Origin of the sequence: Enterococcus rotai, assembly GCF_001465345.1 — a bacterium.
In the GTDB taxonomy this organism is placed as follows: Bacteria; Bacillota; Bacilli; order Lactobacillales; family Enterococcaceae; genus Enterococcus_L; species Enterococcus_L rotai.
In genome coordinates, this window is record NZ_CP013655.1 from 3,261,291 (window position 1) to 3,287,079 (window position 25,789).

Here is a 25,789-nt window from a genome sequence, read left to right on the forward strand (position 1 = left end):
TCAACGAATCATTATTAAACTGGGTTCATTATAGCAAATATTTTTCTTTATGCCTAGTCTTGTCTGTTGATTTTTAGATTTAAATCGTCATAAACGTTAAACTAGGGTCTGCATTTAGATGATAATCTGCTAAATGTCCTTTTTCTGCTTCAACAAATGCTGCGGCCCCGATCATTGCAGCATTATCTCCGCATAATCTAAGTGGTGGAACAATGAAGGTCACGCCTGGAAGTTCTTTAGCCACTTCTTTGGTCAAGCGTTCGCGGAGCCCTTGGTTCGCAGCAACGCCGCCTGCCATTACTAATTGTTTGATTGGATATTCCTTACAAGCCCGAATTGTTTTTTCCGTTAAAACATCGATCACACTTGCTTGAAAACTTGCAGCTAAATCTTTTGTGCTCAATTGTTCCTCTCTTTGTTCCGCATTATGAACTGTGTTGATAAAGGAACTTTTCAACCCGCTGAAGCTAAAATCATAATTGTCTTCTTTGATCATCGCACGAGGAAAATGATACGTATCTTGCCCCATATGAGCCATCTCGTCGATTTCTTTTCCGCTAGGATAACTTAGTCCTAAAACTCTGCCAACTTTATCATATGCTTCACCAGCTGCGTCATCTCTTGTTTCACCGATAATTTCAAAAGAACCTGTTTCTTTCATATAAACTAATTCTGTGTGGCCACCGCTTACTAATAAAGCCATCAATGGAAATTGTAGTGGTTCTACGAAATTCGCTGCATAAATATGCCCAGCCATATGATTCACTGGAATCAACGGTAAATCATGCGCCCAAGCAAATGTCTTTGCAGCTGAGATTCCGATCAATAAAGCCCCTACTAAGCCTGGTCCATAAGTGACTCCTACACCACTCAAGTCATCTGGTTCCACCTCAGCCTCGATCAAGGCCTCTTCAATGCACATCGTAATTTCTTCAACATGATGTCGACTAGCAACTTCTGGTACCACACCGCCGAAACGTTGATGACTTTTCACTTGTGAAGCGACGATATTCGCTAGTATTTTTCTGCCGTCTTCAACGACCGCAACACTTGTTTCATCACAACTACTCTCAATAGCTAAAATTAATTTTCTTTTTTTGTAAAAAAAAGTCATTGTTTCACTTCCTTAATGTTTAAACACATAACAATTCCATCCTCTTTAGGATGAGTATAATAATTTTTGCGGCGATTAATTATTTTAAAGCCATTTTTTTCATATAATTTTCGAGCATTTGTATTTGATACACGCACTTCTAAAAAAATTTGGGCAACACCTTGTTGGTTCAATTGTTGGATCAACTGGGCGATCAAACGAGCACCATGCCCAAGATGCTGAAAATTTTTGTGAATGACAACATGTGTGATTTCCACTTCATCTAAAACAAGTTGATAACTGATAAAACCAATCCACTGCCCTGCCTCACTCAACACCAGGTAATCGCTTGTTTGCTGCGCTAAATCTAGGCTAAATTGTTCGATTGACCAAGGCGAGCCATGCTCATACCCAGCTTCACTAATTGACCAAATTTTTTCAGCAATTTTTCCTGCTGGTAGTGTTTTTTTTGAATAGTACATCGTTTCACACTTCTTTTAAATGCAAGATCATTTCCAACGCATCTTCTTTATTTTCAGTGTAATAAGCTGGTTTAATCGTACTTGAGGCAAAGCCAAGTTGGCGATAAACTCGTTGGGCATTTTTATTACTGATTCTAACTTCTAAAGAAATCGTCTCACAATTATTGGCCCTTGCAAACTGAATAACTTCTCTAATCAAGAAACTACCGATTCCTTTTCCTTGATTTTGAGTTAAAACTGCTACGTTTGTAATATGCGCATCTTTGCCAAAAATACGACAACCAATAAATCCAATCGTTTTTTCGTCTTTTTGAATGAGTAAATATAAATGAGGTTCAGCCGCTTGAAGTTCCATCAAAAAAGCTGTTTTAGTCCAAGGCAACTCACCAGCATACACTTCTCGTTCAATTGAAAGCAAATCTTTGATATCATCAAGGACAATTGCCCGCACAGAATAGGATTCATTTGAAATTTCTACAGTTCTTTTGTCATAGGGACGATTCTTAAAAAAAATGCCTAACAGGCTATGAAATAGATTAAATTTTTTCAACATAATTTTCTACCTCTGCTGTATGTTCTTTTAACCAATTTTCTTCTGCTTCCACTCTTTTTAAATAATTAGGCAAAAAGTGATGAATCTCTTTTACTGGTTCTGCTACTCTACCAAGTTCAGCAAGAGCAGCCGCATTAGGGATTTGCCATTGCGAAATAGTACAAATTTCAGCTTCAGGTAAAACAGATTCAATTTGTATCCGAAAGTTTTCGGCATCTTCTCCAACAAAGTAAACATGATCAAATTCTTTTAATCGATCCAACCACATGTCTATTCCAATATGCTGATCTGGAATAATCGTCTTTAAGACGCCATTAACGAATTGATAGGCACCAGTATAAACATTGTTTCTTCGAGCATCAAAAACGGGGATAATCAGAGCTTTACTCTGGACACAATTGGCTGCTAAAGCTTTCAAACTTGATATTCCGACTAGCTCTTTTTTCAATGTGTACGCTAACGTCTTTGCTGTTGTCACACCGATTCTTAAGCCTGTATAAGAACCTGGACCTTGGGCGACCACAATTCGGTCAATAGCACTAGGTTTTAAGCCAACATCTTCCATCAATCTTGTAATTGCAGGCATTAAGGTTAAACTATGGTTTCTTTTCACAGTAATTGTATATTGTCCTATTATTTTCTTCTCTTCACAAACAGCAACTGTCAATGTCTGATTCGAGGTATCAATTGCTAAAATTCGCACAAAAAATCCCTTTCTTTCATCATGTAGTTGGTTTATTGTAGCATATTTTTATTCCTTCGTAAAAAAAGCTGTTGCTACAACAATAAATCAGGGCAAAAACGCTGTTGCGCTTTGCCCTACTCTTTTTCATCACTTGATATTTGCTTCTAAATAATCGATCAAGGTTTTACTAATGTTTGTTGCGGTATCATTTTTTCTAGAGTCTTCCACCATGATCATTGCGGAAAATTTATTATGACTTCGATCCATTGCCAAGAGGAAACTATTTTCTTTCCCAACAGTATCTTGTTTGTCTTTGATTTCAGCTGTTCCCGTTTTAGCTGCTAGAGAAAAGTCAGGATTGTACATATTGTGGACGTAACCTGTTTCATCTTCTACACTACCAAGCAAATCCGTCACAATCGTATTTGCAGCATTTGAACTGATGACATTATCTTTCGTCTTGGTTTCTTTACTCAATTCGATTTTCGGATAGACAAGTTTACCTTCATTTTGGAAAACGGTATACATAGCCGCTTGTTGAATCGGCGTCACCAATAGCTGACCTTGCCCATACCCTGTATCGGCTAGTAGAATCTCTGAATTAAATTTATCTTCATTTGAGATTTGTGCCGGGTTCATTGGAATTGCTACATCTAATTTTTCCCCGAAAATAAATTTATCGAGTCCTTTTCTAAACGTCTCTTCTCCCATACGTAACGTTTGTTGGGCAAAATAAATATTATCAGAATTTACTAATGCTGTTCGCAAGTTTACAGGGCTTGCTTCTTTCACTCGGGTCACAAAATAATCACCCCATGAAGCATCTTTTTGCCATTTCAACCCATTGATTTCAATTTCTTCATCTGGTTTCAAGGTGCCCGCATCTAGACCAATCCCACCAGTAATTGTTTTAAATGTTGATCCTGGTGCGTAACCTGTTGCAAAACGAGCCGTAAATGGTAAGTTTTCATTATTCGCATAGGCATCATAATCGACTTGAGAAATGCCATTGGCCATTTTATTTGGATCAAACGATGGTGAACTGGTCGCAGCAAGTAAATCACCTTGTTGTGGATCCATGACCACAGCACTACCAGGACGATTGTTAAAAATAGTGTAGGCTTGCGACTGAACATTTTTATCAATTGCTATCTGGATTTTATCTCCATCTTTTTTAGCTACTTTTTGCAGGACGCTTCTGAATTCACCTTTGTCATCAATAATCGTGATATTGCCGCCGTCTTGACCTCGTAACTGTTTGTCATAAGCTTGTTCCAATCCGACTTTCCCAATGACACCCGTACTACTCAATGACGGGTCTTTTTCAATATCTTCTGCTGTGATAGTACCGACATAGCCGACTAATTGCGCTGCTGCTTCTTTTAGTGGATAGTAACGAACCATTGCATCTTGAGAGGCTGCTCCTTGTGGTAAAGTAGTTACTGGATCAAACGAAATTGCCAATGGAACGAAAGAGTCTGGTTTGACCCATTCTTGTTTAAGTTTTTGTTCGATGTCCTCTATCGATACTTTAAATTGCTCACTAAAGGCTTTGATATTATTGGTTTTCTCTTGACCTTCTCCAAGTTTACCTGGAACGATCCCCACTTGATCAAACGCTTGATTGACCGCTAACCCTTCACCGTTTCGATCAACGATTTCCCCTCTGTTCGCCGGATCAATCCCCATCGTCACTTTATCTTTGCCAGTCATTTCCGGGAAAATAAGATTAGGGGCCCAGTTTATTTCATAACCATCACTTGTTTTTTTAATCGTTGTTTTATAGGTTAGATCCTTCAAATTACCCAAAGGTGTCGTCATATCTAATTTATAAGTAAACGTAAATTGGTCCGTTTTATCTTTCGTTACTTTAACCTCTTTACTTTTAATTCCTTCTGCTTGAATCCCAGAAAAAATTGTTTGGTATTTTTCTACTAATTTGGCATTATCATAGCCACTTCCCTTGATGGATCCCTCATTTAAGAGTTCTGGAAACTTGTCAAATTCTTGCTTTGAAAGATAACTTAAAAATGTCTTAGCAGATTTTTCTGCGTTGTTTAGTTCTTGTGTTTTCTGCCAAGTGCTATAGGCAAAATAACCGCCTGCTAAAACACCTACCGCAACAACACCACCAATAGCTAATAGCACTGGCTTGTTTGATTTTTTCTGATTTCTTCTTTCCACTTCCCAATCCCCCATGTTCTTGATTCGGTTCTTTATACTCATTATACCTTATCTGGCAAAATCTAGGATAGAAAAATGAAGCTTTTGCCAAAATTTAAATTATCCATTTATTTCACTGTATTTCTAACGACTATTTTCAGTTTGAAATCAGTCCCTAGTGGTATTTATCTTGCGGATACTTATGGTATACTATTTTTATTAAATACTTTTTTATGTAGCTTCATGGGCTAGCTTTTCGGGAAAAAGATAAATAATGAATGAGGCAAAAAAACGCCTCAGTCATCATTTCCTATTTTTCTTTCAAAACTAAACGAGCCCATTCAGCTTTTAGTGTTATCTAGCTTCATGGGCTAGCTTTTCGGAAAAAAGATAAATAATGAATGAGGCAAAAAAACGCCTCGGTCATCATTTCCTATTTTTCTGCCAAAACTAAATGAGCCCATTCAGCTTTTAAAATAAGGAGGAATTTCTGATGGGAATTATTAAAGCGGCAACAAGTACGATTGGCGGCGGTTTAGCTGACCAATGGATTGAAGTTATCGAGCCTGATAATATGAGTGACACGACCGTTATGACAAAAGGTGTTTTTGTCCGTAAGAATGATAAACGTGGTGCAAATCGTAAAGGAACTGAGGATGTATTAACTGATGGTTCTGTGATTCATGTTTATCCGAATATGATGATGATTTTAGTCGATGGCGGTAAAATCATTGATTATACTGCTGAAGAAGGCTATTACACGGTTAAAAATGATTCAGCCCCATCAGCATTCAATGGTTCTTTAAAAGAAGCAATTTCAGAAACATTTGATCGTTTTAAATTTGGTGGCGTTACACCGCAAAAACAACAAGTTTTTTATATTAACTTGCAAGAAATCAAAGGAATCAAGTTTGGAACTTCTTCACCAATTAATTACTTTGATAACTTTTATAACGCGGAACTATTTTTACGTGCACACGGTAATTACTCGATCAAAATCACGGATCCGTTGTTATTCTTTTCAAACGCGATTCCTAGAAATAAGAGCCAAGTTGATATCAATGATATCAATGAACAATATCTAGCAGAATTTTTGACTGCCTTACAATCAGCAATCAATAAAATGTCTGCAGATGGTGAACGTATTTCTTACGTACCTTCTAAAAGTTTAGAACTAAGTAAGTATATGGGACAAGTACTGGATGATGAATGGCGTGAACTTCGCGGAATGGAAATCGTTTCTGTTGCAGTTGCCAGCATTTCTTATACAGATGATTCTACAAAACTGATCAATATGCGCAACCAAGGTGCTATGCTTAGTGATGCTGGAGTGCGCGAAGGCTATGTACAAGGCGCTATGGCTCGCGGGATGGAAGCTGCTGGTAGTAATGAAGGCGGTGCGATGAATGGCTTTATGGGTGTTGGTATGGGTATGAATACGAGTGGTAATTATTTTGCTCAAGCGTCTCAAACCAACCAGCAACAAATGCAAGAAAAACAAAATCAACAAAATGCTCAGGGCTCCGAAGATACTTGGACTTGTCCGCAATGTGGAACTGAAAACAGCGGTAAATTCTGTTCTAACTGTGGTACACCAAAACCAACGAACGAAAAACCAAAATTAGAAATGAAATGCAACGAATGTAGTGAAATCGTTGATTTATCAAATGGGATTCCGAAATTCTGCCCACACTGCGGCAAACCATTCCAAGGAATTCCGCTATAAGAAAAAGTTAAGGGCTAGGCGAATTTAACCTGCCCTTTTTCTATCTAAATCTGACGTGTCGGTAAGCAATTCTGTTATTTCAGCACGTCAAAGAAAGGATCAATCATGACGGATACATTTACACACAAATGCCCAAACTGTGGCGGACCACTACTATTTGATCCAAAAGATCAAAAATTCCATTGTGAATATTGTTTAAGTGTCTATACAGAAGATGAAGTCACTGCCTACGAAAATGCACAGCGAGATGCCCATTTAGAAGCTGATGCTGCTCAAGCGCCTGAAACAGAACTAACGTTTTCGGCAGAATCTCAAGCAGAAGACATGACTCCTGAAGAAAAAGCTGCATTCAAAGAAGCGACTGGTACCCAAGACATGGATGAAGATACGCTAGAAGGTGCAATGGAATTATTTGATTGTCCCAGTTGTGGTGCACAGATTGTGACAGAAGCAACAACTGCTGCTACTTATTGTTACTATTGTCACAACCCAGTTGTCTTATCAGGAAGATTAAGCGGCAAATTTCTACCTGAAAAACTCCTTCCTTTCGCAATTGAAAAAGAGGAAGCCGTAGAAAATTTTTTAGCCTGGACTAAGAAAAAATGGTTTATCCCAAAAGACTTTTTCAATAAAGAACAAATCGATAAAATGACTGGCGTTTATTTCCCCTATTGGGTTGTCGATGCCAAGGTCAATGGTCAGTTAAATGGTATGGGGACAACGATTCGTATTTGGCGTGTTGGGAACATTGAATACACAGAAACTAAACAATTCGATGTTGAACGTCAGGGAAAGATTTCATTTAAAGAATTGATCAAGAACGCTCTCTCAAAAAACGTCCAACAAAAAATGGTCGAAGCCGTCCAACCTTTTTTATTAGATAAAGCGGTTGCGTTTAAAAGTCAATATTTAGCTGGATTTCAGGCGGAGAAACGAGATATTGAATACGATGCGATTCAAAAAGCAATCCAAAGTGAATTAAAAGATTACTCCGAATCCCTACTAAGAGATACGGCTTCCGGCTATACCACTTTAACGAAATTACGGACAGATATTTCACTAGACAATGAAGAAAATCACTATATGCTGTTGCCGATTTGGGTAGTAACTTATCGTAGTAATGAACAGTCGAAAAAAGTCTATTATTATGCTATGAATGGTCAAACCGGTAAAGTTAGTGGTATTTTACCTGTGAGCTATAGACGGTTAGGCCTCTTTACTTTTGGTGTTTTCGCTTCAATTTTAGCTCTATTTCTAATTGGAGGTTGGTTTATATGAGAAAATATTGTTTTAGTCTGCTTGCCGCTATTTTTCTACTATTCAGCTTTGCTATGAATGCCCAAGCAGCAGATGACTCAATTGATGATCAGGCCTCACTTTTAACAGCTGAAGAAGTCTTACAATTGAACGAAGCAATTAGACCAATCGAAGCTAAGACAAAATCACGTATTTTTATTGTGACAAACACTGACAATGATCTTGACTCAACGAGATTTGCGGATTATTACATGCTTGATCGGATTGGTAAAAATCAAAACGGTGTCACTTTTTACATTGATATGAACCAACGAAAGTTCATTATTTCTACATCAGGAAATATGATCGATTACTTGGATGACAAAAGGATTGAGAACACACTAGATGATATAGAACCAAGCATGAAAAGCGGAAATTATTTTCAAGCAGCTCAAAGCTTTCTAGAAAATACGAGTCATTATTTTGATCAAGGTGTTCCAGGAGGGCATTATCGCGTGGATACTGAAACTGGGAAAATTACTCGTTATAAAGCCTTGACCACAACTGAAATTATCATTGCCTTCGTTGCAGCTATCGTCTTAAGCGGAATTTTCTTTACTGTCAGTATTTCAAAATATCAATTAAAATTTGGTACCTATAAATACCCATTTAGAGAAAAATCCAGTCTTGATTTGACTCGCAGAAATGATACGTTGATCAATTCCTTCGTTACGACTCGTCGGATTCCTAGAAATAATTCTAATGGCGGCTCTGGCGGCGGTGGAAGCAGCACTCATTCAACTGGTGGCGGAACATTTGGCGGCGGCGGTCGTAGTTTTTAAAAAATCCCCATTCAAAGAGCTTTAATACACTCTTTGAATGGGGATTTTTTTCTGGTGAACGTAGCAAAATACCTACGTATTTAAATTATTCATTTACTCCCCTTCCTCTTCTAAACATCGTAGACAATAGAACAGGCTTATATTAAATAATGCGAAACCGCAAATGTTATGTTGTTATTTAGCAAGATACAAGGTAGTATATAGACAAGTAACCCGAACAAAATAAGGTAACTTCCATTGAGATTGGGTCTTTGATAACGATTATTTTATAAAGCGAGGAAATAATAAATGAAAAAAATACTAAGTTTAGGCGTTTTAACGGTATGCGGATTAACATTAGCTGCATGTAATGGAGCTAATAATTCTGCGGATAACAAAAAAACTGAAAGCACCTCAGCTTCTCAAACAAAAGCTGAAGATGTTTATTTTAAAGATGATACATTAAAAATCGAAATGGCTACACTAAAAATTCTTGGTACGGAAGTATTGCCTGCAGACGAAAACTTATTTAGAGAAAAACCACAATTAGCCATTACCTATGAAGTAACCAATGATAGTAAGGAGCCTATTTCAGCTTCTACCGTTTGGATTGCTTGTATGGGCTTGACTCAAGAAGGATCAGACACCATCAATAAATTAAATGTCGGCATGACACCTCAAGATGAAAAATTTGCGGAGTATACAGAACATCAATTAGACGATATCAAACCTGGCGGTACAGCTAAAGCCATTATCTCATATGATTTAGATGACACGGAAACTCCTGTTATTTTGAAAGCAAATCAAGGAATGGCTGGAAAAGAACTTGGCGAAAAGACAATCAACTTAAAATAGACTTCGCCGTTTACTCAAATTTAGGTGTAGGATAAAAGTGGTTTTTACTTTTGTCCTACACCCTTTTCATGTCCAAAAAGCAAAACTCAACTATCACTTTAAAATGGTTTCATGCGCAAAAATGTATTTTCTTCTCGAATGAATTGATTGATTTGTGGTACTAATCTTTTGAAATGCTCAGATTCAATATGAGTGTTCAAAGCAGCTTCATCGGGCCATTCTTCAATGAAAATAAAATGACCGGGATCAGTTTGATCAATGAATAAATCATAAGCAATACATTGAGGTTCTTGTTTCGTTTTCTCTATTAATTCTTGATATAACGGGGTCACTTTTGAAATATATTCTACTTTGATATAATCTTCCGCAATTAATTTTAACATTCGAGTTCCCACCTTCTTATTTAATAATGATTTTTAGATAAAACAACAGATCACTATAAGCTAGTGATCTGTTATTCGGGTGTTCCTATCAAAGCAATATAGCTATCTATATTAACGATGCGCATATGTTTTACATCAAATTGCCCTCTACTATTATAGTTTCCTTTTACCTCAATTTCATATTGGTGCATCGGTAACGACAGTACATACTTGGCAAATGGTTTGTTTCTGATTACACAATTAATACAAACATCATTTTCCCAAATTAGCATTCCCGTAATAGCATATGGCTTTTCTTTAAACACCTTGATATGGGTTAGTAATCCTATGTGAGTATCCATAACTTTATGATACACGAAATATTTTCAATGTCCACTCTCTTGTTTATAAAATTGAAATAGGCTGTTTTTTTCTGGTTTGTTATACTTGATTTAAAGCTTCTTTTAACACTAGCGTTTATTATTTTAAGCAAAATAAAAAAGGCCTAGCAGCCTTGATTGGTTAAAACTATTTCAATTCAGACACATGGCGGCACCTACTTAGTGCTGCTTCCTTCCGGATCTGACACGCTTCGTAAGCCCACCATTGTCCTAGCCTTTCGGCAAGATTTAGTATACCGCATTTTTTGATTCTTGGCTAGTCTTTCTTTTGATTTTTTAAAAGTTTCTTTTCTTCCCGCAGTTTACTAAAAAAACTTGAGAGTAAGTCTCCACATTCTTGCTCTAAAATCCCAGATTCTACATAAGCAACATGATTGAATCGCTCATCGGATAATAAATTCATTAAGGTTCCAGCAGTCCCACCTTTGGGATCGTTAGCCCCATAGTAAACTTCAGCCACTCTAGAAAGGATCATAGCACCACTGCACATTGGACAAGGTTCTAGCGTGACAAATAACTGAGCTCTCTCTAAACGCCAGTTTTCGATTGCGGCACAAGCTTGCTTGATAGCATACATTTCAGCATGAGCAGTAGCATCTTGGCTTTCTTCTCTAAGATTATGCCCACGACCGATGATTTGTCCATCTAAAACAACGATTGCTCCAATAGGAACTTCTTTGATTGCTTCCGCTTTCTTAGCTTCTTTGATTGCCTCCAACATAAATATTTCTTTTTCTTCTATTGTCAAAGTGGTCGTTTTTTCATTCAAGCAATTTCCACCTTTCATCCTTTATACTTTTGTCTTGTTCATGGTACAATAAACTAGTGAGGTGTGTCTATGACTATTGAAGAATTAATTGAACTATATCCTTTCGGAAAAATTCAACAAACAAATGCAACTAACGAAAACATTTCATTTCCTGTAGATGGACAATATTTTGTACTCCCTAAAGATTCATTGCAAGAAACAGAAATTCGCCTATTAGAAAAACTATTTCCTGCGAAAGATTCCTTTGTGGATCAAAAAAAACATCCTTGGTATGACTATCTTTTCAATCAAGGCTCTCTTGACCTTGAAGGAAATTTCCGAATTATCCACATCCAGCTCAAAAAGCCCAAAGCTTTTTTACAAGCAGAATGGGAAAATAGTATTACCGAAATCTTTCCTAATCTTGTAGACTTCTTTTTTACTAGCCAGAATGATGGCGCTTTAATTGAGAAGTATGCTAAAAATCATTACACTTTAGAAGAACTCCAAAGTATCTTTTTAACCTTAGATGCTGATTTTGATTCTTCGACGACCGCCTTTATAGGCAATTTTTTCTCAGTTCATGAACCATTTCCTACACTATTTGAAGAAGAGCAAAAGATCTTTAAAAAAGAAGCAGAATATCTTCGTGGAAAAACGACTTTTGCTTTACCAGATGTGGCTTTACACTATTTTACCCAAGAAGCAATGAAACAAAGTGACATTATCCAAACATTTAACAAGCAGTTGGTTTTGACTAATGAAATTCAACAGCTTATCCTTTCACTTTGGCGCAATCAAGGAAATATCAGCTCCACCGCCAAAGATTTATATATGCATCGCAATACGCTTCATTATCGGTTAGAAAAGTTTTACGAGCAAACGGGTCTGTCTTTAAAGAAAATGGATGATCTTGTGTTCTGTTATTTATTAATTACAAAACAAGAAAAATAAGCTATTTAAACCAAAAGCGCACAATGCTTTATATGCATTGTACGCTTTTTTAACGTTATCATAACCTAAATCACGTTTTTCTTTTACATCATTTCTTCAACGAAACTAACTAAACGATCTTTTAAATTCTCTGTATTGTCTTTCAGAGATTCTCCGTAAGAAGAGATTTTTTTTCTGCCGTCTTTGACTTTACCTAAAACATTCATCATAGAGTCAAGTTCGTCATCAGATAAATCATCTACAATTCCTAGCAATTTTTCATTGCCGCCAAATTTATCATTCACAAATTTTTTCGCTTTACAACGATTTGTTACATGATATACTTTTTTGACGATTTTCTCAGAAGCAATCACTGCTACTGACACGCCTGCTACTGCAGCAATACTTAAACCAATACTTATTTTTGTTGATGTTTTCATTCTTTTCAGCTCCTTCTTACTATCTATTCTTATGATAACACACTCTTAAAAATTGAGGTAATAAAACAAAATACTAGCTGTTTTTTTTAATCACGGCGATTGTTTCCGCCAAATAAAATAATCAAACGAAGTAATTGTAAAAATGTCGCTAATGCTGCAGCGACATAAGTCAAGGCAGCCGCAAATAACACTTTTCTAGCCATCGGTACTTCTTCTTCTGTCAAAATATTCCCATCTGACAGAATTTTTAAGGCTCTACGTGAGGCATTGAATTCTACTGGTAGTGTAACCAACTGGAAAAGCAAAGCCAATGAAAAAGCCAGTATTCCGATATTGATCAATGTTTGATTCCAGCTAAACAACACGCCCACTAAGATAATTGGAAATGACAAAGCAGAACCAAAATTCGCAACAGGTACGATCGCCGCACGAATTTTTAGCGGACTATAGCCAGTATGATCCTGCACCGCATGTCCACATTCATGAGCGGCAACCCCGATCGCTGCAACAGACGTCGATTGTGCCGTTGCTTCAGATAAACTCAATAGCTTAGTGTTGGAATTATAATTATCGGTTAGGTCTCCCGCTATTTGTTGAACACCAACATTATTGATTTGTTCCTTTTCTAAAATAAACTGAGCTGCTTTAGTCCCGGTTATATTATTTCTACTTTGGACTTTATCATATTTTTTAAACGTACTATTTACATAAGCTGATGCAGCCATTGAAATCAACAATCCCACAATCACCAAAATATATGTTGGATCAAATATTGCGTAAAAAGGCATCATTTTTATTCCCCCTTTGTTCTTTTCTATATTGTATCATGAGATTCTAAAAAAAGTGTAACTATAACTTGACGAAATTATGAACTCTAAGATTCAATCTCTAACAAAACTGTCACATTAATTTAAGACAATTCAATGGCATCATCCTCTAAAAAAGGGCATACTAAGGAAGAGGTGACTATAATGAAAAAATTACTATTATTTATCCTGCCATTCATTGTTTTAACTGCTGGTGTCTGGTTTGGTTATAATTATTATTTTGGTGGAAAAGATTACTATACTCGTGTTGGGACTCCAACAGAAATAAAATCAGGGAAATTTGATACTGGTGAAAAATATACGCAGTACGATTATACGCAAACCGCATTTGATAAAAAAGGGGAAAAAAGCGTTCAAACCATGAGAGAGATCAGAGATCAACCCTTACGAATCAATGCGTATTTAAAATTAAAAGTCAATCCTAGAAAAGGTGTCCTCAGCTGGGAAGAAGTATCTGAATCAACCGTACCTGAAAAAGCCCTTAAACAACTGAATAACTAAACTTAAAAAGCCCTTCATCGATTTTGATGAAAGGCTTTTTTATTACAATTGGTTACTGATTTTTTCAATATTTTTCAAAACGATCGACACTGTACCATCTGGATTATTAACAAATTCAATTAAATCTCCATTTCGATACACTTCAATTGGAACAATTAGTTCGATCCCGTTGCTCATTTTCAATTTTTGTTTCCCAAATTTTTTCTCTGAAATTTCTCTTGCTTCACGAACAGGTGGTGTTTTGTCGACAAATTTTGATTCATTGACTTCATCTTGATACGCCATCCGTGCAGAAATATTCTCTTTGAAAACTAACTCTGCTACTTGCTCATTGTCGATCGTTCCTGTTTCTTCAATACTTTCATAAACAGCTTCTTTTACAGAAGCGATCAATTCAAACTCATCTTCGTTGAATTTTTTTCCAATTCGTTTTACTGCTTTTTTGATTTCCTTCATATTTTCTTCTATAGAAGGTGCCGGTTGCGATTCAATAACTTTTTCCGAGAAGTACCAAACTTTTTCACCAGAAAATTCATAACGTTTCTCTAGTAGCTCATAGGCTAAAGTATCAAGATTAACGGTCATCCCCTCATCTGGTTTTTGCGATTTTGAAGGTAAAATCGCTCGATTGATAATTAATTTATTGTAGACCGCTTCATCTTCGTAATCCACATAATGAGTGTAGCTTTCTTTATAATTTAGTTTGATCATTGCTAAGTGCATCACAGTATCTAACTCATATAAGATGAACAGGACATCCGCACTTGGTGCATCCTCACTACCAGAATAAACATCATACCAATGCTGAGCTAATTGCTGACTTTTTTGAACAAAGTCATTCGGAATCCCTCGCATTTTATCAACAAACCCGCTCTCCTCTGCCAAGATCCCAGTTTTCGTTTGGGCTGTTGAAAGTTTTGTTAGTTTACTTGTTAAATAAACCCGAATATATTCAGTTGTTAAATCTAATTCCTTTGCTGAAAACACCGGAGTTCCCGTTTCACGATCAATAATGTGTAAAATAGCACTTTTTAAATAAATATCCATAGTCATTCTCCCTTTTCTTAAGCCCTATTTAGTCTACCCGAAAGAACCAAAAAAGCCAACTATTTTTATTAGAAAAGCGGAACAAATCGCTTAGCCTTGGAGAAAATTAGGAATCTGAATATGGAACGCTTCTTGTTCCATGTGAGGATTATCTATTTTCCTCAAAGGCTGATTTGTGCAGCTAGATCAGTAGAAAAGTGGAACACGTTTGCTCAGTTCCTGAGTGATATAAGAAAAATAATTTTAACAGGGTGCTTTGCTCTGTGAATTCTTTTTCGTTATCACCGAAGGATCTAACGTGTGTAGCTGGATCAAGAAAAGCAGAATGAGCTTGTTCAGCACTGACAGAAAAATAGGGAATCTTCTTTGTGATGCTTTTTATCACGAATAAGATTCATCTTTTTTCCGAAGTGCTAGCTCATGTAGCTAGATCAATAGAAAAGCGGAACACGTTTGCTCAGATCCTGAGTGATATAAGATAAATAATTTTAACAGGGTGGTTTGCCCTGTGAATTCTTTTTCGTTATCACCGAAGGATCTAACTTGTGTAGCTGGATCAAGAAAAGCGGAATGTGCCTGTCCTGCTCTGACAAAAAAATAGGAAACACTAATCATTCATCTAAACTCAAAAAGATATTAAAATAGACACAAAAAAAGCAAGACAACAATTTCTTGCCTTGCTTTAGCAAATCATAGAACATTTTTATCTGAAACTATTCATTTAGTTTTCTTCAACAAATAATTTCCCAGTCGCTTCGTCAACAGGATCCAGTTTGTTGAAAATACCTTTCGTTCTAAAAATGTAAGTTAAAATGAATGGAACAACCACAGCTATCAGCATGGCTCCTAAAAATGGTACGTAATATTGTGGAACGATCGATAAGATCCCTGGCAAGCCGCCAACACCGATGCTAATTGCTTTAACATCAAATAGTGTAGAAAACAGTCCGGCGCAAGCAGACCCGATCATCCCAGCCACAAATGGATAAATATACTTCAAATTAATCCCGAACATTGCGGGCTCAGTAACACCTAAATAACATGAAATCATTGCAGGAATCGAAACTTGTTCTTCTTCCTTATTTCCTCTATGCATAAAGACAACAGCCAATACAGCAGAACCTTGAGCAATATTCGATAATGCGATCATTGGCCACAAATTTGTTGATTGAAAATCAGCAATCAGCTGTAAGTCGATTGCATTCGTCATATGATGCAACCCTGTAATGACCAGCGGGGCGTACATGAAACCAAAGACTGCGCCAAACAACCAATTTAGCGAAGAGGTTAAACCTGCATTAACGATATCTGAAATCCAACTGCCAATCGTCCAACCAATTGGGCCTAAAATCACATGTGCTGCAATGACAGTTGGAACCAAGGCAAAAAGTGGGACGAAAATCATTGAAACGGCTTGCGGAATAACTTTTCTGAAAAATATTTCTAAATATGCTAGTAAAAATCCAGCTAACATCGCTGGGATAACTTGTGCTTGATACCCTATCATATTTACTTGAGCAAACCCAAAATCCCAAAATGGAATATCAGCGGCGGCTGTACTTGCCACAGAATAAGCATTTAATAATTGCGGTGACACCAATGTAATTCCCAAAACAATCCCCAAAATTTGAGTTGTTCCCATTTTTTTGGTAATACTCCAAGTAATACCCACTGGTAAGAATTGGAAAATTGCTTCACCAATCAACCATAAAAATGAATTCACTCCACTCCAAAATTGTGAAACTTCAACAATCTTCTGACCATCTAAAAAACCAAATGGAATCCCTTCCAATACATTTCGAAATCCAAGAATCAAACCACCAATCACCAAAGCTGGGATCAACGGTGTAAAAATTTCAGCTAAAACAGAAATCGCTCGTTGAACTGGATTAAGATTTTGCTTAGCTGCCGCTTTCCCTTGTTCTTTGGAAACGCCTTCAAGTCCTGAAATAGCAGAAAACTCATTATAAAACTGTGGGACTTCGTTACCAATAATAACTTGAAACTGTCCAGCATTTGTGAAAGTACCTTTTACAGATGGAATTTTTTCAATCGCTGTCGTATCCGCCTTACTAGGATCATTAAGCACAAAACGCATCCGCGTTGCACAGTGTGAAACCGCAGCAATATTTTCCTTGCCCCCTACATCTTTTAACAGTTTTTTTGCATCTTCTTGAAACTTACCCATTTCCTTTGCTCCTCTCGCGTAACTTGTATATACAATTTATCTGTATTTGTATAATACTTTATTATTTCATTTTTTACAAGCGTTTTCTTTTTAAATAATCATTTTTTTATTCACAAATAGCATCTAGGTGACAAGTTGGATAAACAAAAATACTCCTCTCATTTTCAAATTATTGGAAAATAGTTAGCAAAATGGTAAACTTGGATGTATCAAATAAAAATAAAACGACTGCTCAAAAGCAGTTATTTTGATTGAGGAAAAAATGAAAAAAAATAAACTTGCTAGCAAATTAAAAAAACGCTTGTCAGCTGTTCAAGTATTGGCATTAGGATTTATTGTACTGATTTTTGTTGGAGGAACGCTTCTATCACTACCAATTTTCTCACGTAGTGGTAATGCCACACCATTTATTGATGCACTATTCACTGCTGTTTCTGCCGTTTGTGTCACTGGCTTGACCACACTTAATACCGCGTTACATTGGAATGCTTATGGTCAATTGGTTATTATGATCCTGATTGAAATTGGCGGCTTAGGATTCATGACGATGCCCGTGATTTTGTATTTTTTCTTACGACGGAAAATAACATTGAGTACGCGGATATTATTACGAGAAGCACTTAATCTAGATGACATGTCTGGAGCGTTTCGTCTAATGATGTATGTGGTTAAATTAGCGGCAATCATTCAATTAGCTGGTGCCATATTGCTTTCAATTGAATTTGTCCCTGAATTTGGGTGGAGAAAAGGACTCTTCTTTGGACTATTTCACTCTATTTCCAGTTTTTGTAATGCGGGATTTGATTTATTAGGAGATAGTTTAACACCTTATCAAACAAAGCCTTACGTTTTACTCGTTATTGGGGCTTTAATTATTTCTGGCGGCCTAGGTTTTATCGTTTGGCAAGATTTACTACGGTTTAAAGAAAAACGGAAATTTTCCTTGCACACAAAGATTGCCCTAATTACAACGGCTTCTTTATTGGTTGGCGCTTTTATTATCTTTTTCCTTACAGAGCACAACGCAAGTAACCTGACGACAGGAACAAGTTTTTTTGAGCGACTAGCGAATACCTTTTTCATGTCTGTGACACCAAGAACCGCAGGGTATTATTCAATCGATTATATGCAGATGACCAATGCCGGCTTGATTACAACTATTTTTCTAATGTATATTGGTGGAACCTCTGGCTCTACCGCTGGTGGTCTAAAAACAACTACGTTTGCAGTTTTAGTTATTCAAATCGTTTCGATTTTCAAAGGCCGAACACGCGCAGAATTTCAAGGTCGAACAATCAGAAATAGCACAGTATTTCGTGCATTGACCCTATTTTTCATCACCCTGACTTTATGCGTTCTGTCGATCATGCTTTTAACAATCACAGAAAATATACCAGAATCTTCTGGAATAGAATACGTTGCTTTTGAAGTATTTTCAGCTTTTGGCACGGTAGGACTGACTATGGGTTTAACACCTAACTTATCTATCGCTGGAAAAATCATCATTATGTTATTGATGTATATTGGTCGAGTAGGAATTTATACGGTTGGTTTTTCATTGCTGACAAAAGGCCAAAAGCAGCAAGCTAAATTTAAATATCCAGATGAAAGTGTTATGATTGGGTAAATGAAGATATGGAAAAAGAGTTTGGGGTTTAACTCAAAAGGTTAAACCCCAAACTCTTTTTATTTATCCTATTTGTTATCTAAATAAAAAATCCCACCCTCTATTGAAGGTGGGAAAAGGAGTTTTACTCTAAAGAGTAAAATGAAAAAATAAAAAGGGTTGTTGTTGGTATGAATGTATAATACTATTTTTTTTAATTATTATCAACTAATAACCCTCGGATAATCACTATTATTTCAAAAAAAACGATTAAAACGTTTCCTTTATTTACAATACAAATGAAATATCATTTAAATAATCTTCTAGAATAATAAAAATCCCACTTTCTATTGAAAGTGGGAAAAGGAGTTTTACTCTAAAAGAGTAAAATGAAAAAATAAAAAGGGTTGTTGTTGGTATGAATGTATAATAACTTCAATTAACTAAAATTTCAACTAATAACCCTCGGGAAATTTAAATTAAGTAGATTTATCACATAAACAACTTAAAAAAAATATTATTTTTAAATATCAATTTATTTTTATTATTTTATTAAATTCTAATCAATATGAAATAATCACAATAAAAAAAAAACGATCCAATATGATTGGATCGTTCTGAAAGTCTTCAATTAGTTTTTAACGATGTTTGTTGCTTGTGGTCCACGTTGACCTTCTTCGATATCAAATGATACGCTTTGGCCTTCGTCTAAAGATTTAAATCCGTCACCTTGGATTGCTGAAAAATGAGCAAATAAATCAGTTCCGTTATCTTGAGTAATAAAACCAAAACCTTTGTCTGCGTTAAACCATTTCACTGTACCTGTATTCATAAATGTGTTCCTCCTAGTGCTTTTAGCACGATTAATTTTTGCAATACCTTTGTGATAAAAAAAAGAGGAATTAAAACACCCTTACGAATGAAATGACCTATTAATTTAAATTACAATTATACTACATTTGTTATTATACAACGGAATGGAATGAATGTATACATTTTTATCCATTTATGAGAGAATACTCATTTTATGTTTAAGGACTTGTTTCGCTCATCACCTTAGGATCAACTTAAAATCCCACTTCGAATGAAGTGGGATAAGGATAGTTATTTGTTAAGGTATTGATTTTTCAGACTTAATCAGTCTACTATATAAAGTCGATTCATGCAAACATATTTTATAAAACTTATTTTTTCGTATAATAAATACGATCCAAAGCAATAGTTGTGAGTAAAAAAGCGTGCTGATCTTGTGTATCATCGATCTCAATATTGGTGAATCGACATTCATTTGATAACTAAAGATATTCAATGAACGTGACATTGAAATGGCCTTTTGCTCCTGTACTGAAATATGATATTTTTTTAAATTATATCGTAAAAATGAGCCAATGATACTTAAAAAGTTCATATTCGTCTCACATTTAGCTAAGGTTTGATCTTCTAGGTCCGTAATTTCAAATTTTTCTCTCCCTAAAAAACTTCCTTTTACTTTATATAGTGCATTACCTGCTGCATCCAAAACTTCGTATGTCGGCTTCAAAGCGACCAATTTTTGTTTAATAATATATTTCATATCGAATCTCCTTTTTTTTCTTCCCTTTTCACTGAAATCTCTACACAATTTAATCGATTGTATTCATCATCATAGACGGATAAATTGACAGGTGTAGTTGTGTCTACTAATTTAAAGACTTCATAATAGAGCATTTCTTCGCCTGCTTCAAGAGCTCCTCTATTAAGCACTTTAGAATCTAATTGTTCATTACCACTACTCAAATTAGAAGCTATTTTACTTTATCAAAAAATCAAAAAGCCAAAACGCTTCACAACTCTTTTATCCGTTACTGGGATGATCTTGACGGCTTTTATTTTAGGGACAGCAACCACAACATCTGATGTTACCCCAACTGATAATAGCCCCGTCACTGACAGTGAGACAGAAAATTCTTCAGATACTAAACCTTTAGGTAGACCTATTTCTTAGGTATATCTGAACATCTACACTGAATCACTAAATCATAATAAAAATGAGTGCGGGCAAACGAGATTTCGCCTTGCTCCGCACTCTAAATCTGAGTAACTATTGAGAAAAAAGTTGATTCTATTACTCTCTACTCTTAAAAAGAAGTTCAATTTTATTCACAAAGCTTTGGGCCATTTTATCTGAGTGCGTTATAACGATGATCGTATCACTTCCAGCAATCGTTCCCGCAATCTCTTCGTATTTTACTTCATCAATATAATTCGTAATGACATCTGCCAAGCCATTCTCAGTATGAATCAATACAATAAACGCTACTTGCTCGATCCTTTTTAATGAACCTTGCAATGCTTCACGTAGTTTCTTCTCACTATCTTTTTCTGAGGCTTGATCGACAATTGTATATTTGATTTTGCCATCTTCTTGATAGGTTTTTACAATTGATAATTCCCTAGCATCTCTAGAGATCGTCGACTGCGTGGCATTTACACCATTTCGGCTAAGTAAAGCCAGTAACTCCTCTTGGGTTTCAATCGTATTTTGGCTGATCAGTTGTCTAATAATTTTTTGCCGTTCCTCTTTATTCATTTTTCACTTCCTAGTTTGCTCTCTATAACATCAACATCGCACCAATCAATACCAATAAATTCATAAGACTGATAATAATAATTGGTTTTAGCATAAATTTAGTCCATGTCGAATAATCGATTTTAGAAATTTCCAAACCGCCCATGACCACACCTGAAGTAGGTGTAATTAAATTGATCAATCCGCAACCAGCGGTAAAAATCATTACCATCACATCAGGACTCAATCCGATATTATGCGCAAGTCCTCCCATAACTGGGATCGAAACGTAGGCTAATCCAGAAGTTGATGGAATTAAAAATGAAAGCAGCAGATACAAAATATACGCACCGATCACAAATAAAATCGGAGACAGTCCTTGAAGTGCAGAAGCAGATTTATCTAAGATAAATAAATCTAAGTGGGTTGTCGCCATCAAGATCGATGCACCTCTAGCCACTACAATAATCAACACAACGGACAAAATATCTTTGACTCCATCAATAAAGGTTGTGATCGTTTGTTTTTCTGATAGCCCATAGACAACTGCAATAACTAAACTCATCAAGAAAAACCACATAGCAAGATCACCGAAATACCAATGACCAAAACTAGTTCCAGTCAGAAAAGCTGTCCAGCCATTAAAGATATGAACACCAAATGACTCCCATGGAATCAACGAGACCACCATCACAAGAAAACCAAAAGAGAAAATACTTAGTATTAGCTTATGCTTCTGGGTAAACGGCAACTCTTTATTTTCATCTTGTCCAAAATACGTTTCCATATCTTTTTGTTCTTGTAAAGAAAGCAAGGTAGAACCTTTATCTGCTTTGACTTTTTTAGCGTATTTCATCATATAAAAAATAGAAAATAAGGTGGTTGTAAACCATAAGATCAAGCCTATTATTAAAATCACGCCAGTGTTAGGCTGGATATTGATGCTTTTTAGTGCATCCATTGCAACCCCAGTTGCAAATGGATTAACCGTTGAGCCAATCACACCAGAACCTGCTCCTAAAAGAACCGTTCCCACTGCTACCAATGTATCAAAGCCTGCAGCAACCATCGTAGCGGTGATCAGTGCATAAAAGGGTAAAGTTTCTTCGGCCATCCCGTAAGTAGAGCCACCGATCGAAAATAACACCATCAAAATCGGAATAATGATCAACTCATTGCCTTTCAATTTACGAACTACATGTTGGATGCCCGCTTCTAAAGCGCCTGTTTTAGTAACAATATTTAGAAACCCACCTAAAACTAAGATAAAGACACAAATCTCGATCGCATCTTTAAAACCATTAAACGGTGACATCACTAGATCAGAGATTTTTGCCCCCACCACATGGTCAACAGCTTTTGTTCCTCCAGAGGGAATGGTTGGTGTAAAACGTTGTCCCGCTAGAAACCAAGAAACAATGGTCAAGGCAATGATTATAATAAACAAAATACTAAAGGAGGATAAGGATTTTTTCTGTTTTTGCTTTTTTGTTTTTTCCATTCTTTTTTCTGTATGAGAACCATACTTTTCCTTTCCTGTTTTTTCCATTCTTTTCAACATAAGAGGAAAAATACAGGGAAATACTAGTCATAATCCAAAGAAAAATAAGCTGGATCAAAAAAGATCAATTCTTTATGCAGATACTGGATTTTCTTTTTTTTAACCAATTTCTTTATTACAAGGCTAGCTGTTTCTCTGGTTGTGCCACTGCTATGAGAAATATCATTCATTAAAATCGGATAGGGGATCACAACCTGATTAAAATAGTTTTTTTCGCCTAAATCATGCATCAAAATCGCCAATGTATTTTTAACACGCTGAGATGCACTAGAAGTCACACAGCTTTCGATTTTAAGGACATGCTTTTTTAATGTCAAAGAGATTTGATTAAAATAAAACAGCAACTGCTGATTATTCCCCTGTATCACTTTTTCAAAAATTTTCCTCGAGATATAACACACTTCAATATCCGTCATGGCAATAGCAGAGAAATGATAGTTTTCATCTGTAAAAAGTCCAGTCAATGGGAAAACCGCTTTGTCTTTCACAAAGTTTAAATAAAAAAGTGTACCTGATTGATCGATTTTTTCAAATTTCACAAACCCCTTTTTCAAAATAAACATACGGTTTCGCTCATCACCAGCATCAAAAAGAACTTGCCCTTTTTTGTAGGCTCTACAATATGAATTTTCTTGGATGACGGCTGCTTCCTCTTCATTTAGTAGGGCAAAATATTGGCATCCTTTAAGTGCTTGATTCTCTTGTATTACTGTCATTTTTTTCAACTCCAACTTAGTCAATAATTTTTTCTACTCATGCTCTTCAATGAAGTGTGGTTTTAATTATTCAAAAACGATTTCTGTCCCCACCTCTTGCTCGCCAAATTCACTTAGTTTTTCTAGCGATGTGATCACCGCTTTATTCAGCGGTTTTGCTTTGACATATTGAATAGCCGCTTCTACTTTAGGAAGCATACTTCCAGGTTCAAATTGTCCTTGTTTGATATAGTTTTCTAATTCTTTGACCGTTACTTTTTTTAGTTGTTGCTCATCTTTTTTGCCAAAATTAATCGCAACATTTTCAACCCCAGTTAGAATAACAAATAAATCTGCATCGGTTAGCTCGGCTATTTTTTCTGAAGAAAAATCTTTATCGATGACGGCTTCCACTCCCGTTAATTCTTTGCCGACAACAGGAATTCCGCCGCCTCCACCACAAATCGTAATGATCTCATTTGCAATCAAGGTTTTGATGATTTGATGTTCTTGGATGGATAAAGGTTTTGGACTAGGCACCACTTTGCGCCAACCACGACCAGCATCTTCTTTATATAACGTATTGGTTTCATTCATTATTTTTTGTGCTGCCTCTTCCGTTAAAAATGGACCAATTGGTTTAGTTGAATTTTGGAATGCTGGATCATTTTCTGAAACAACAGCTTGTGTGATCAAGGTTGCTACTTCTTTTTTTAGGCCAGCTGCTTCCAACTCTTTTAATAAGGCATTTTCTAACCAATACCCAATGCTTCCCTGTGTCATAGCAACACAGGTATCTAAAGGCATTGCTGGGTTTTCTTTTGAATCAGCTACCTGTTGTTGAATCAATAAGTTCCCCACTTGAGGACCGTTTCCGTGAGAAATCACGATTTGATAGCCTTTTTGAATTAATTTTACTAGCTGTTTCGCTGTATAAAGCAGCGCTTTTTGTTGTGCTGTGGAACTTGCATCTGTCGATAAAATCGCATTGCCCCCTAATGCAATAACAATTGTCGGCTTTTTCATAAAACCCCTTCTTCCTGTTTAATCAGTCTCTTCTTCCTTAAACTTTAGGAATAAAAAGATTTCCCAGCGTTGCTGCCATGATTGCTTTGATTGAATGCATCCTATTTTCAGCTTCTTCAAATTGTCTGCCGTATTGACTTCTAAACACTTCATCGGTAATTTCCATTTCGCTGATACCAAATTTTTCCTTGACCATTTGACCGTATTCCGTCGTCGCATCATGGAAAGCTGGCAAGCAGTGAAGAACGATTAGTTTTCCTTGCGCGTTACCTGTTTTATTAACCATTTCCATATTGATTTGATAATCTTTTAATAAACGAACCCGTTCTTCAAATTTATCTTCTTCGCCCATTGAAACCCAGACATCCGTATAAAGAACATTAGCCCCTTTGACACCTTTTGCCACATCATCAGTAATCATGATCTCACTACCTGATTCGGCTGCAAATTTTTTCGCATAGGCTACGACAGACTCCTCTGGAAATAGGGATTCAGGCGCACAGATTCTAACGTTAACCCCTAAAATAGCCCCAGTTACTAATAAACTATTGGCCATATTATTCCGTCCATCTCCAACATAAACCAGTGTAACATCTTCAAGTGACCCAAAATTTTCTTTAATGGTCATATAATCGGCAATCATTTGAGTAGGATGCCATTCATCTGTCAAACCATTCCAAACTGGAACACCAGAATATTTTGCCAAATCTTCCACAACTTGTTGACTGAATCCTCTAAATTCAATCCCATCAAACATACTACCTAAAACTTTCGCTGTATCTTCTACTGATTCTTTCTTTCCTAATTGAATATCATTTTTCCCTAAAAATTCAGGATGTGCGCCTAAATCTATTGAAGCTGTTGTAAACGCTGAACGAGTTCTAGTAGATGTTTTTTCAAATAGTAAGGCGATATTTTTCCCTTCAAGATAATGATGCGGAATACCTTGTTTTTTCAATTTTTTTAAATGAATAGAAAAATCGATCAAATAGTTTAACTCTTCTTTTGTAAAATCTTTTTCTGCTAATAAACTACGTCCTTGAAATACTGAATCTGTCATAATAGTTTCCTCCTAATTTTAAAAGCGTAGTAGGCTCGTTCAACTCTGACAGGAAAATAGAAAGAATCGATTGTGGTGCTCTTTACCACAAACTATTTTTATCTTTTTCCCGAAGAGTTAGCCCGCGTAGCTAGATAGTTTTAAAAGCTGAAAGAGCTTGATCAGCCTTGACAGGAAAATAGAAAAATCAGAGGNNGGCGTTTTTNTNGCCAGAATCGGATTTTGTCTNNNC

Annotated in this window: 27 protein-coding genes, 1 other RNA gene and 1 other annotated feature (1 of these 29 running past the window's edge); of the genes, 7 read left to right on the forward strand and 21 right to left on the reverse strand. The window is 36.2% G+C overall.

Annotated elements, in window-relative coordinates; all coding sequences use genetic code 11:
* Positions 1 to 13, reverse strand: a binding site (T-box leader) (it extends 192 nt beyond the left edge of the window).
* Between the two features lie 66 nt (positions 14 to 79).
* From tsaD to pbp4, 5 genes are all read right to left on the reverse strand, one after another.
* Entirely contained in the window at positions 80 to 1,114 is a 1,035-nt protein-coding gene (tsaD, locus tag ATZ35_RS14550) for a tRNA (adenosine(37)-N6)-threonylcarbamoyltransferase complex transferase subunit TsaD (RefSeq protein WP_208927867.1), read from the reverse strand.
* The gene (gene rimI / locus ATZ35_RS14555) at positions 1,111 to 1,575 is read right to left on the reverse strand and encodes a ribosomal protein S18-alanine N-acetyltransferase (RefSeq protein ID WP_208927868.1); all 465 of its coding nucleotides are present in this window, start codon (positions 1,573 to 1,575) and stop codon (positions 1,111 to 1,113) included. The genes tsaD and rimI (ATZ35_RS14555) overlap by 4 nt, the downstream gene beginning before the upstream one ends.
* A gap of 4 nt (positions 1,576 to 1,579) precedes the next feature.
* Positions 1,580 to 2,128, reverse strand: coding sequence for a ribosomal protein S18-alanine N-acetyltransferase (rimI, locus tag ATZ35_RS14560; RefSeq protein WP_208927869.1), 549 nt, complete (start codon positions 2,126 to 2,128; stop codon positions 1,580 to 1,582).
* Positions 2,112 to 2,831: a tRNA (adenosine(37)-N6)-threonylcarbamoyltransferase complex dimerization subunit type 1 TsaB gene (gene tsaB, locus ATZ35_RS14565; RefSeq protein ID WP_208927870.1), complete on the reverse strand. Its 720-nt coding sequence runs from the start codon at positions 2,829 to 2,831 to the stop codon at positions 2,112 to 2,114. Before tsaB ends, rimI (ATZ35_RS14560) begins: the two co-directional genes overlap by 17 nt.
* Positions 2,832 to 2,960: 129 nt before the next feature.
* On the reverse strand, positions 2,961 to 5,012 hold the full coding sequence (gene pbp4 / locus ATZ35_RS14570) for a penicillin-binding protein PBP4(5) (protein ID WP_208930506.1): 2,052 nt from the start codon (positions 5,010 to 5,012) through the stop codon (positions 2,961 to 2,963).
* A gap of 457 nt (positions 5,013 to 5,469) precedes the next feature.
* On the opposite strand from pbp4, the gene ATZ35_RS14575 reads away from it, so the two are divergent.
* From ATZ35_RS14575 to ATZ35_RS14590, 4 genes are all read left to right on the forward strand, one after another.
* Positions 5,470 to 6,702, forward strand: a complete 1,233-nt coding sequence (locus tag ATZ35_RS14575; protein WP_208927871.1) for an SPFH domain-containing protein — start codon at positions 5,470 to 5,472, stop codon at positions 6,700 to 6,702.
* Between the two features lie 105 nt (positions 6,703 to 6,807).
* Complete coding sequence (locus ATZ35_RS14580; RefSeq protein WP_208927872.1) at positions 6,808 to 7,980, forward strand: TFIIB-type zinc ribbon-containing protein; 1,173 nt, start codon at positions 6,808 to 6,810, stop codon at positions 7,978 to 7,980.
* The gene (locus tag ATZ35_RS14585; protein ID WP_208927873.1) at positions 7,977 to 8,780 is read left to right on the forward strand and encodes a TPM domain-containing protein; all 804 of its coding nucleotides are present in this window, start codon (positions 7,977 to 7,979) and stop codon (positions 8,778 to 8,780) included. The genes ATZ35_RS14580 and ATZ35_RS14585 overlap by 4 nt, the downstream gene beginning before the upstream one ends.
* 288 nt (positions 8,781 to 9,068) lie before the next feature.
* Entirely contained in the window at positions 9,069 to 9,614 is a 546-nt protein-coding gene (locus tag ATZ35_RS14590) for a DUF5067 domain-containing protein (protein ID WP_208927874.1), read from the forward strand.
* A 98-nt stretch (positions 9,615 to 9,712) separates the two neighbouring features.
* On the opposite strand, the gene ATZ35_RS14595 is transcribed toward ATZ35_RS14590, so the two are convergent.
* From ATZ35_RS14595 to tadA, 4 genes are all read right to left on the reverse strand, one after another.
* A complete protein-coding gene (locus ATZ35_RS14595) occupies positions 9,713 to 9,997 on the reverse strand; it encodes a putative quinol monooxygenase (protein ID WP_208927875.1) in 285 nt (94 codons plus the stop codon).
* 71 nt (positions 9,998 to 10,068) lie between these two features.
* Positions 10,069 to 10,338 (reverse strand): hypothetical protein, encoded by a 270-nt coding sequence (locus ATZ35_RS14600; RefSeq protein ID WP_025868712.1) that lies wholly within the window; start codon positions 10,336 to 10,338, stop codon positions 10,069 to 10,071.
* Positions 10,339 to 10,508: 170 nt separating this feature from the next.
* Positions 10,509 to 10,593, reverse strand: an RNA gene (gene ffs, locus ATZ35_RS14605) — signal recognition particle sRNA small type.
* Positions 10,594 to 10,633: 40 nt separating this feature from the next.
* Entirely contained in the window at positions 10,634 to 11,146 is a 513-nt protein-coding gene (tadA, locus tag ATZ35_RS14610) for a tRNA adenosine(34) deaminase TadA (protein WP_208927876.1), read from the reverse strand.
* 69 nt (positions 11,147 to 11,215) lie between these two features.
* On the opposite strand from tadA, the gene ATZ35_RS14615 reads away from it, so the two are divergent.
* Positions 11,216 to 12,079: a helix-turn-helix domain-containing protein gene (locus ATZ35_RS14615; RefSeq protein ID WP_208927877.1), complete on the forward strand. Its 864-nt coding sequence runs from the start codon at positions 11,216 to 11,218 to the stop codon at positions 12,077 to 12,079.
* Positions 12,080 to 12,162: 83 nt separating this feature from the next.
* Here ATZ35_RS14615 and ATZ35_RS14620 read toward each other — a convergent pair whose 3' ends face one another.
* Together ATZ35_RS14620 and ATZ35_RS14625 are read right to left on the reverse strand one after the other, a co-directional pair.
* The gene (locus tag ATZ35_RS14620; protein ID WP_208927878.1) at positions 12,163 to 12,498 is read right to left on the reverse strand and encodes a hypothetical protein; all 336 of its coding nucleotides are present in this window, start codon (positions 12,496 to 12,498) and stop codon (positions 12,163 to 12,165) included.
* Between the two features lie 86 nt (positions 12,499 to 12,584).
* Positions 12,585 to 13,289 (reverse strand): zinc metallopeptidase, encoded by a 705-nt coding sequence (locus ATZ35_RS14625; protein ID WP_086279211.1) that lies wholly within the window; start codon positions 13,287 to 13,289, stop codon positions 12,585 to 12,587.
* A gap of 180 nt (positions 13,290 to 13,469) precedes the next feature.
* Here ATZ35_RS14625 and ATZ35_RS14630 point away from each other — a divergent pair, with 180 nt between their 5' ends.
* Positions 13,470 to 13,826, forward strand: coding sequence for a YxeA family protein (locus ATZ35_RS14630; protein WP_208927879.1), 357 nt, complete (start codon positions 13,470 to 13,472; stop codon positions 13,824 to 13,826).
* A 42-nt stretch (positions 13,827 to 13,868) separates the two neighbouring features.
* Here ATZ35_RS14630 and ATZ35_RS14635 read toward each other — a convergent pair whose 3' ends face one another.
* Positions 13,869 to 14,873, reverse strand: a complete 1,005-nt coding sequence (locus tag ATZ35_RS14635; RefSeq protein WP_208927880.1) for a nucleoid-associated protein — start codon at positions 14,871 to 14,873, stop codon at positions 13,869 to 13,871.
* Between the two features lie 721 nt (positions 14,874 to 15,594).
* Complete coding sequence (treP, locus tag ATZ35_RS14640; RefSeq protein WP_208927881.1) at positions 15,595 to 17,061, reverse strand: PTS system trehalose-specific EIIBC component; 1,467 nt, start codon at positions 17,059 to 17,061, stop codon at positions 15,595 to 15,597.
* A gap of 262 nt (positions 17,062 to 17,323) precedes the next feature.
* Here treP and ATZ35_RS14645 point away from each other — a divergent pair, with 262 nt between their 5' ends.
* Complete coding sequence (locus ATZ35_RS14645) at positions 17,324 to 18,688, forward strand: TrkH family potassium uptake protein (RefSeq protein WP_208927882.1); 1,365 nt, start codon at positions 17,324 to 17,326, stop codon at positions 18,686 to 18,688.
* A gap of 610 nt (positions 18,689 to 19,298) precedes the next feature.
* On the opposite strand, the gene ATZ35_RS14650 is transcribed toward ATZ35_RS14645, so the two are convergent.
* The 8 genes from ATZ35_RS14650 to argF all read right to left on the reverse strand — a co-directional run bounded on the left by ATZ35_RS14650 (position 19,299) and on the right by argF (position 25,557).
* A complete protein-coding gene (locus ATZ35_RS14650) occupies positions 19,299 to 19,499 on the reverse strand; it encodes a cold-shock protein (RefSeq protein WP_010772775.1) in 201 nt (66 codons plus the stop codon).
* A gap of 279 nt (positions 19,500 to 19,778) precedes the next feature.
* Positions 19,779 to 20,240 carry an LURP-one-related family protein gene (locus tag ATZ35_RS14655; protein WP_208927883.1) on the reverse strand — a complete coding sequence of 154 codons (462 nt, stop codon included), beginning with the start codon at positions 20,238 to 20,240 and terminating at the stop codon, positions 19,779 to 19,781.
* Positions 20,237 to 20,443 (reverse strand): hypothetical protein, encoded by a 207-nt coding sequence (locus ATZ35_RS14660; protein WP_208927884.1) that lies wholly within the window; start codon positions 20,441 to 20,443, stop codon positions 20,237 to 20,239. The genes ATZ35_RS14655 and ATZ35_RS14660 overlap by 4 nt, the downstream gene beginning before the upstream one ends.
* A 328-nt stretch (positions 20,444 to 20,771) precedes the next feature.
* Positions 20,772 to 21,236 (reverse strand): arginine repressor, encoded by a 465-nt coding sequence (gene argR / locus ATZ35_RS14665; protein ID WP_208927885.1) that lies wholly within the window; start codon positions 21,234 to 21,236, stop codon positions 20,772 to 20,774.
* 22 nt (positions 21,237 to 21,258) lie between these two features.
* Complete coding sequence (locus ATZ35_RS14670; RefSeq protein WP_208930507.1) at positions 21,259 to 22,716, reverse strand: YfcC family protein; 1,458 nt, start codon at positions 22,714 to 22,716, stop codon at positions 21,259 to 21,261.
* Between the two features lie 83 nt (positions 22,717 to 22,799).
* Positions 22,800 to 23,492, reverse strand: a complete 693-nt coding sequence (locus ATZ35_RS14675) for a Crp/Fnr family transcriptional regulator (RefSeq protein WP_208927886.1) — start codon at positions 23,490 to 23,492, stop codon at positions 22,800 to 22,802.
* Positions 23,493 to 23,558: 66 nt separating this feature from the next.
* Entirely contained in the window at positions 23,559 to 24,497 is a 939-nt protein-coding gene (gene arcC, locus ATZ35_RS14680; protein ID WP_208927887.1) for a carbamate kinase, read from the reverse strand.
* Between the two features lie 37 nt (positions 24,498 to 24,534).
* Positions 24,535 to 25,557 carry an ornithine carbamoyltransferase gene (argF, locus tag ATZ35_RS14685; RefSeq protein ID WP_208927888.1) on the reverse strand — a complete coding sequence of 341 codons (1,023 nt, stop codon included), beginning with the start codon at positions 25,555 to 25,557 and terminating at the stop codon, positions 24,535 to 24,537.
* Between the last annotated feature and the right edge of the window lie 232 nt (positions 25,558 to 25,789).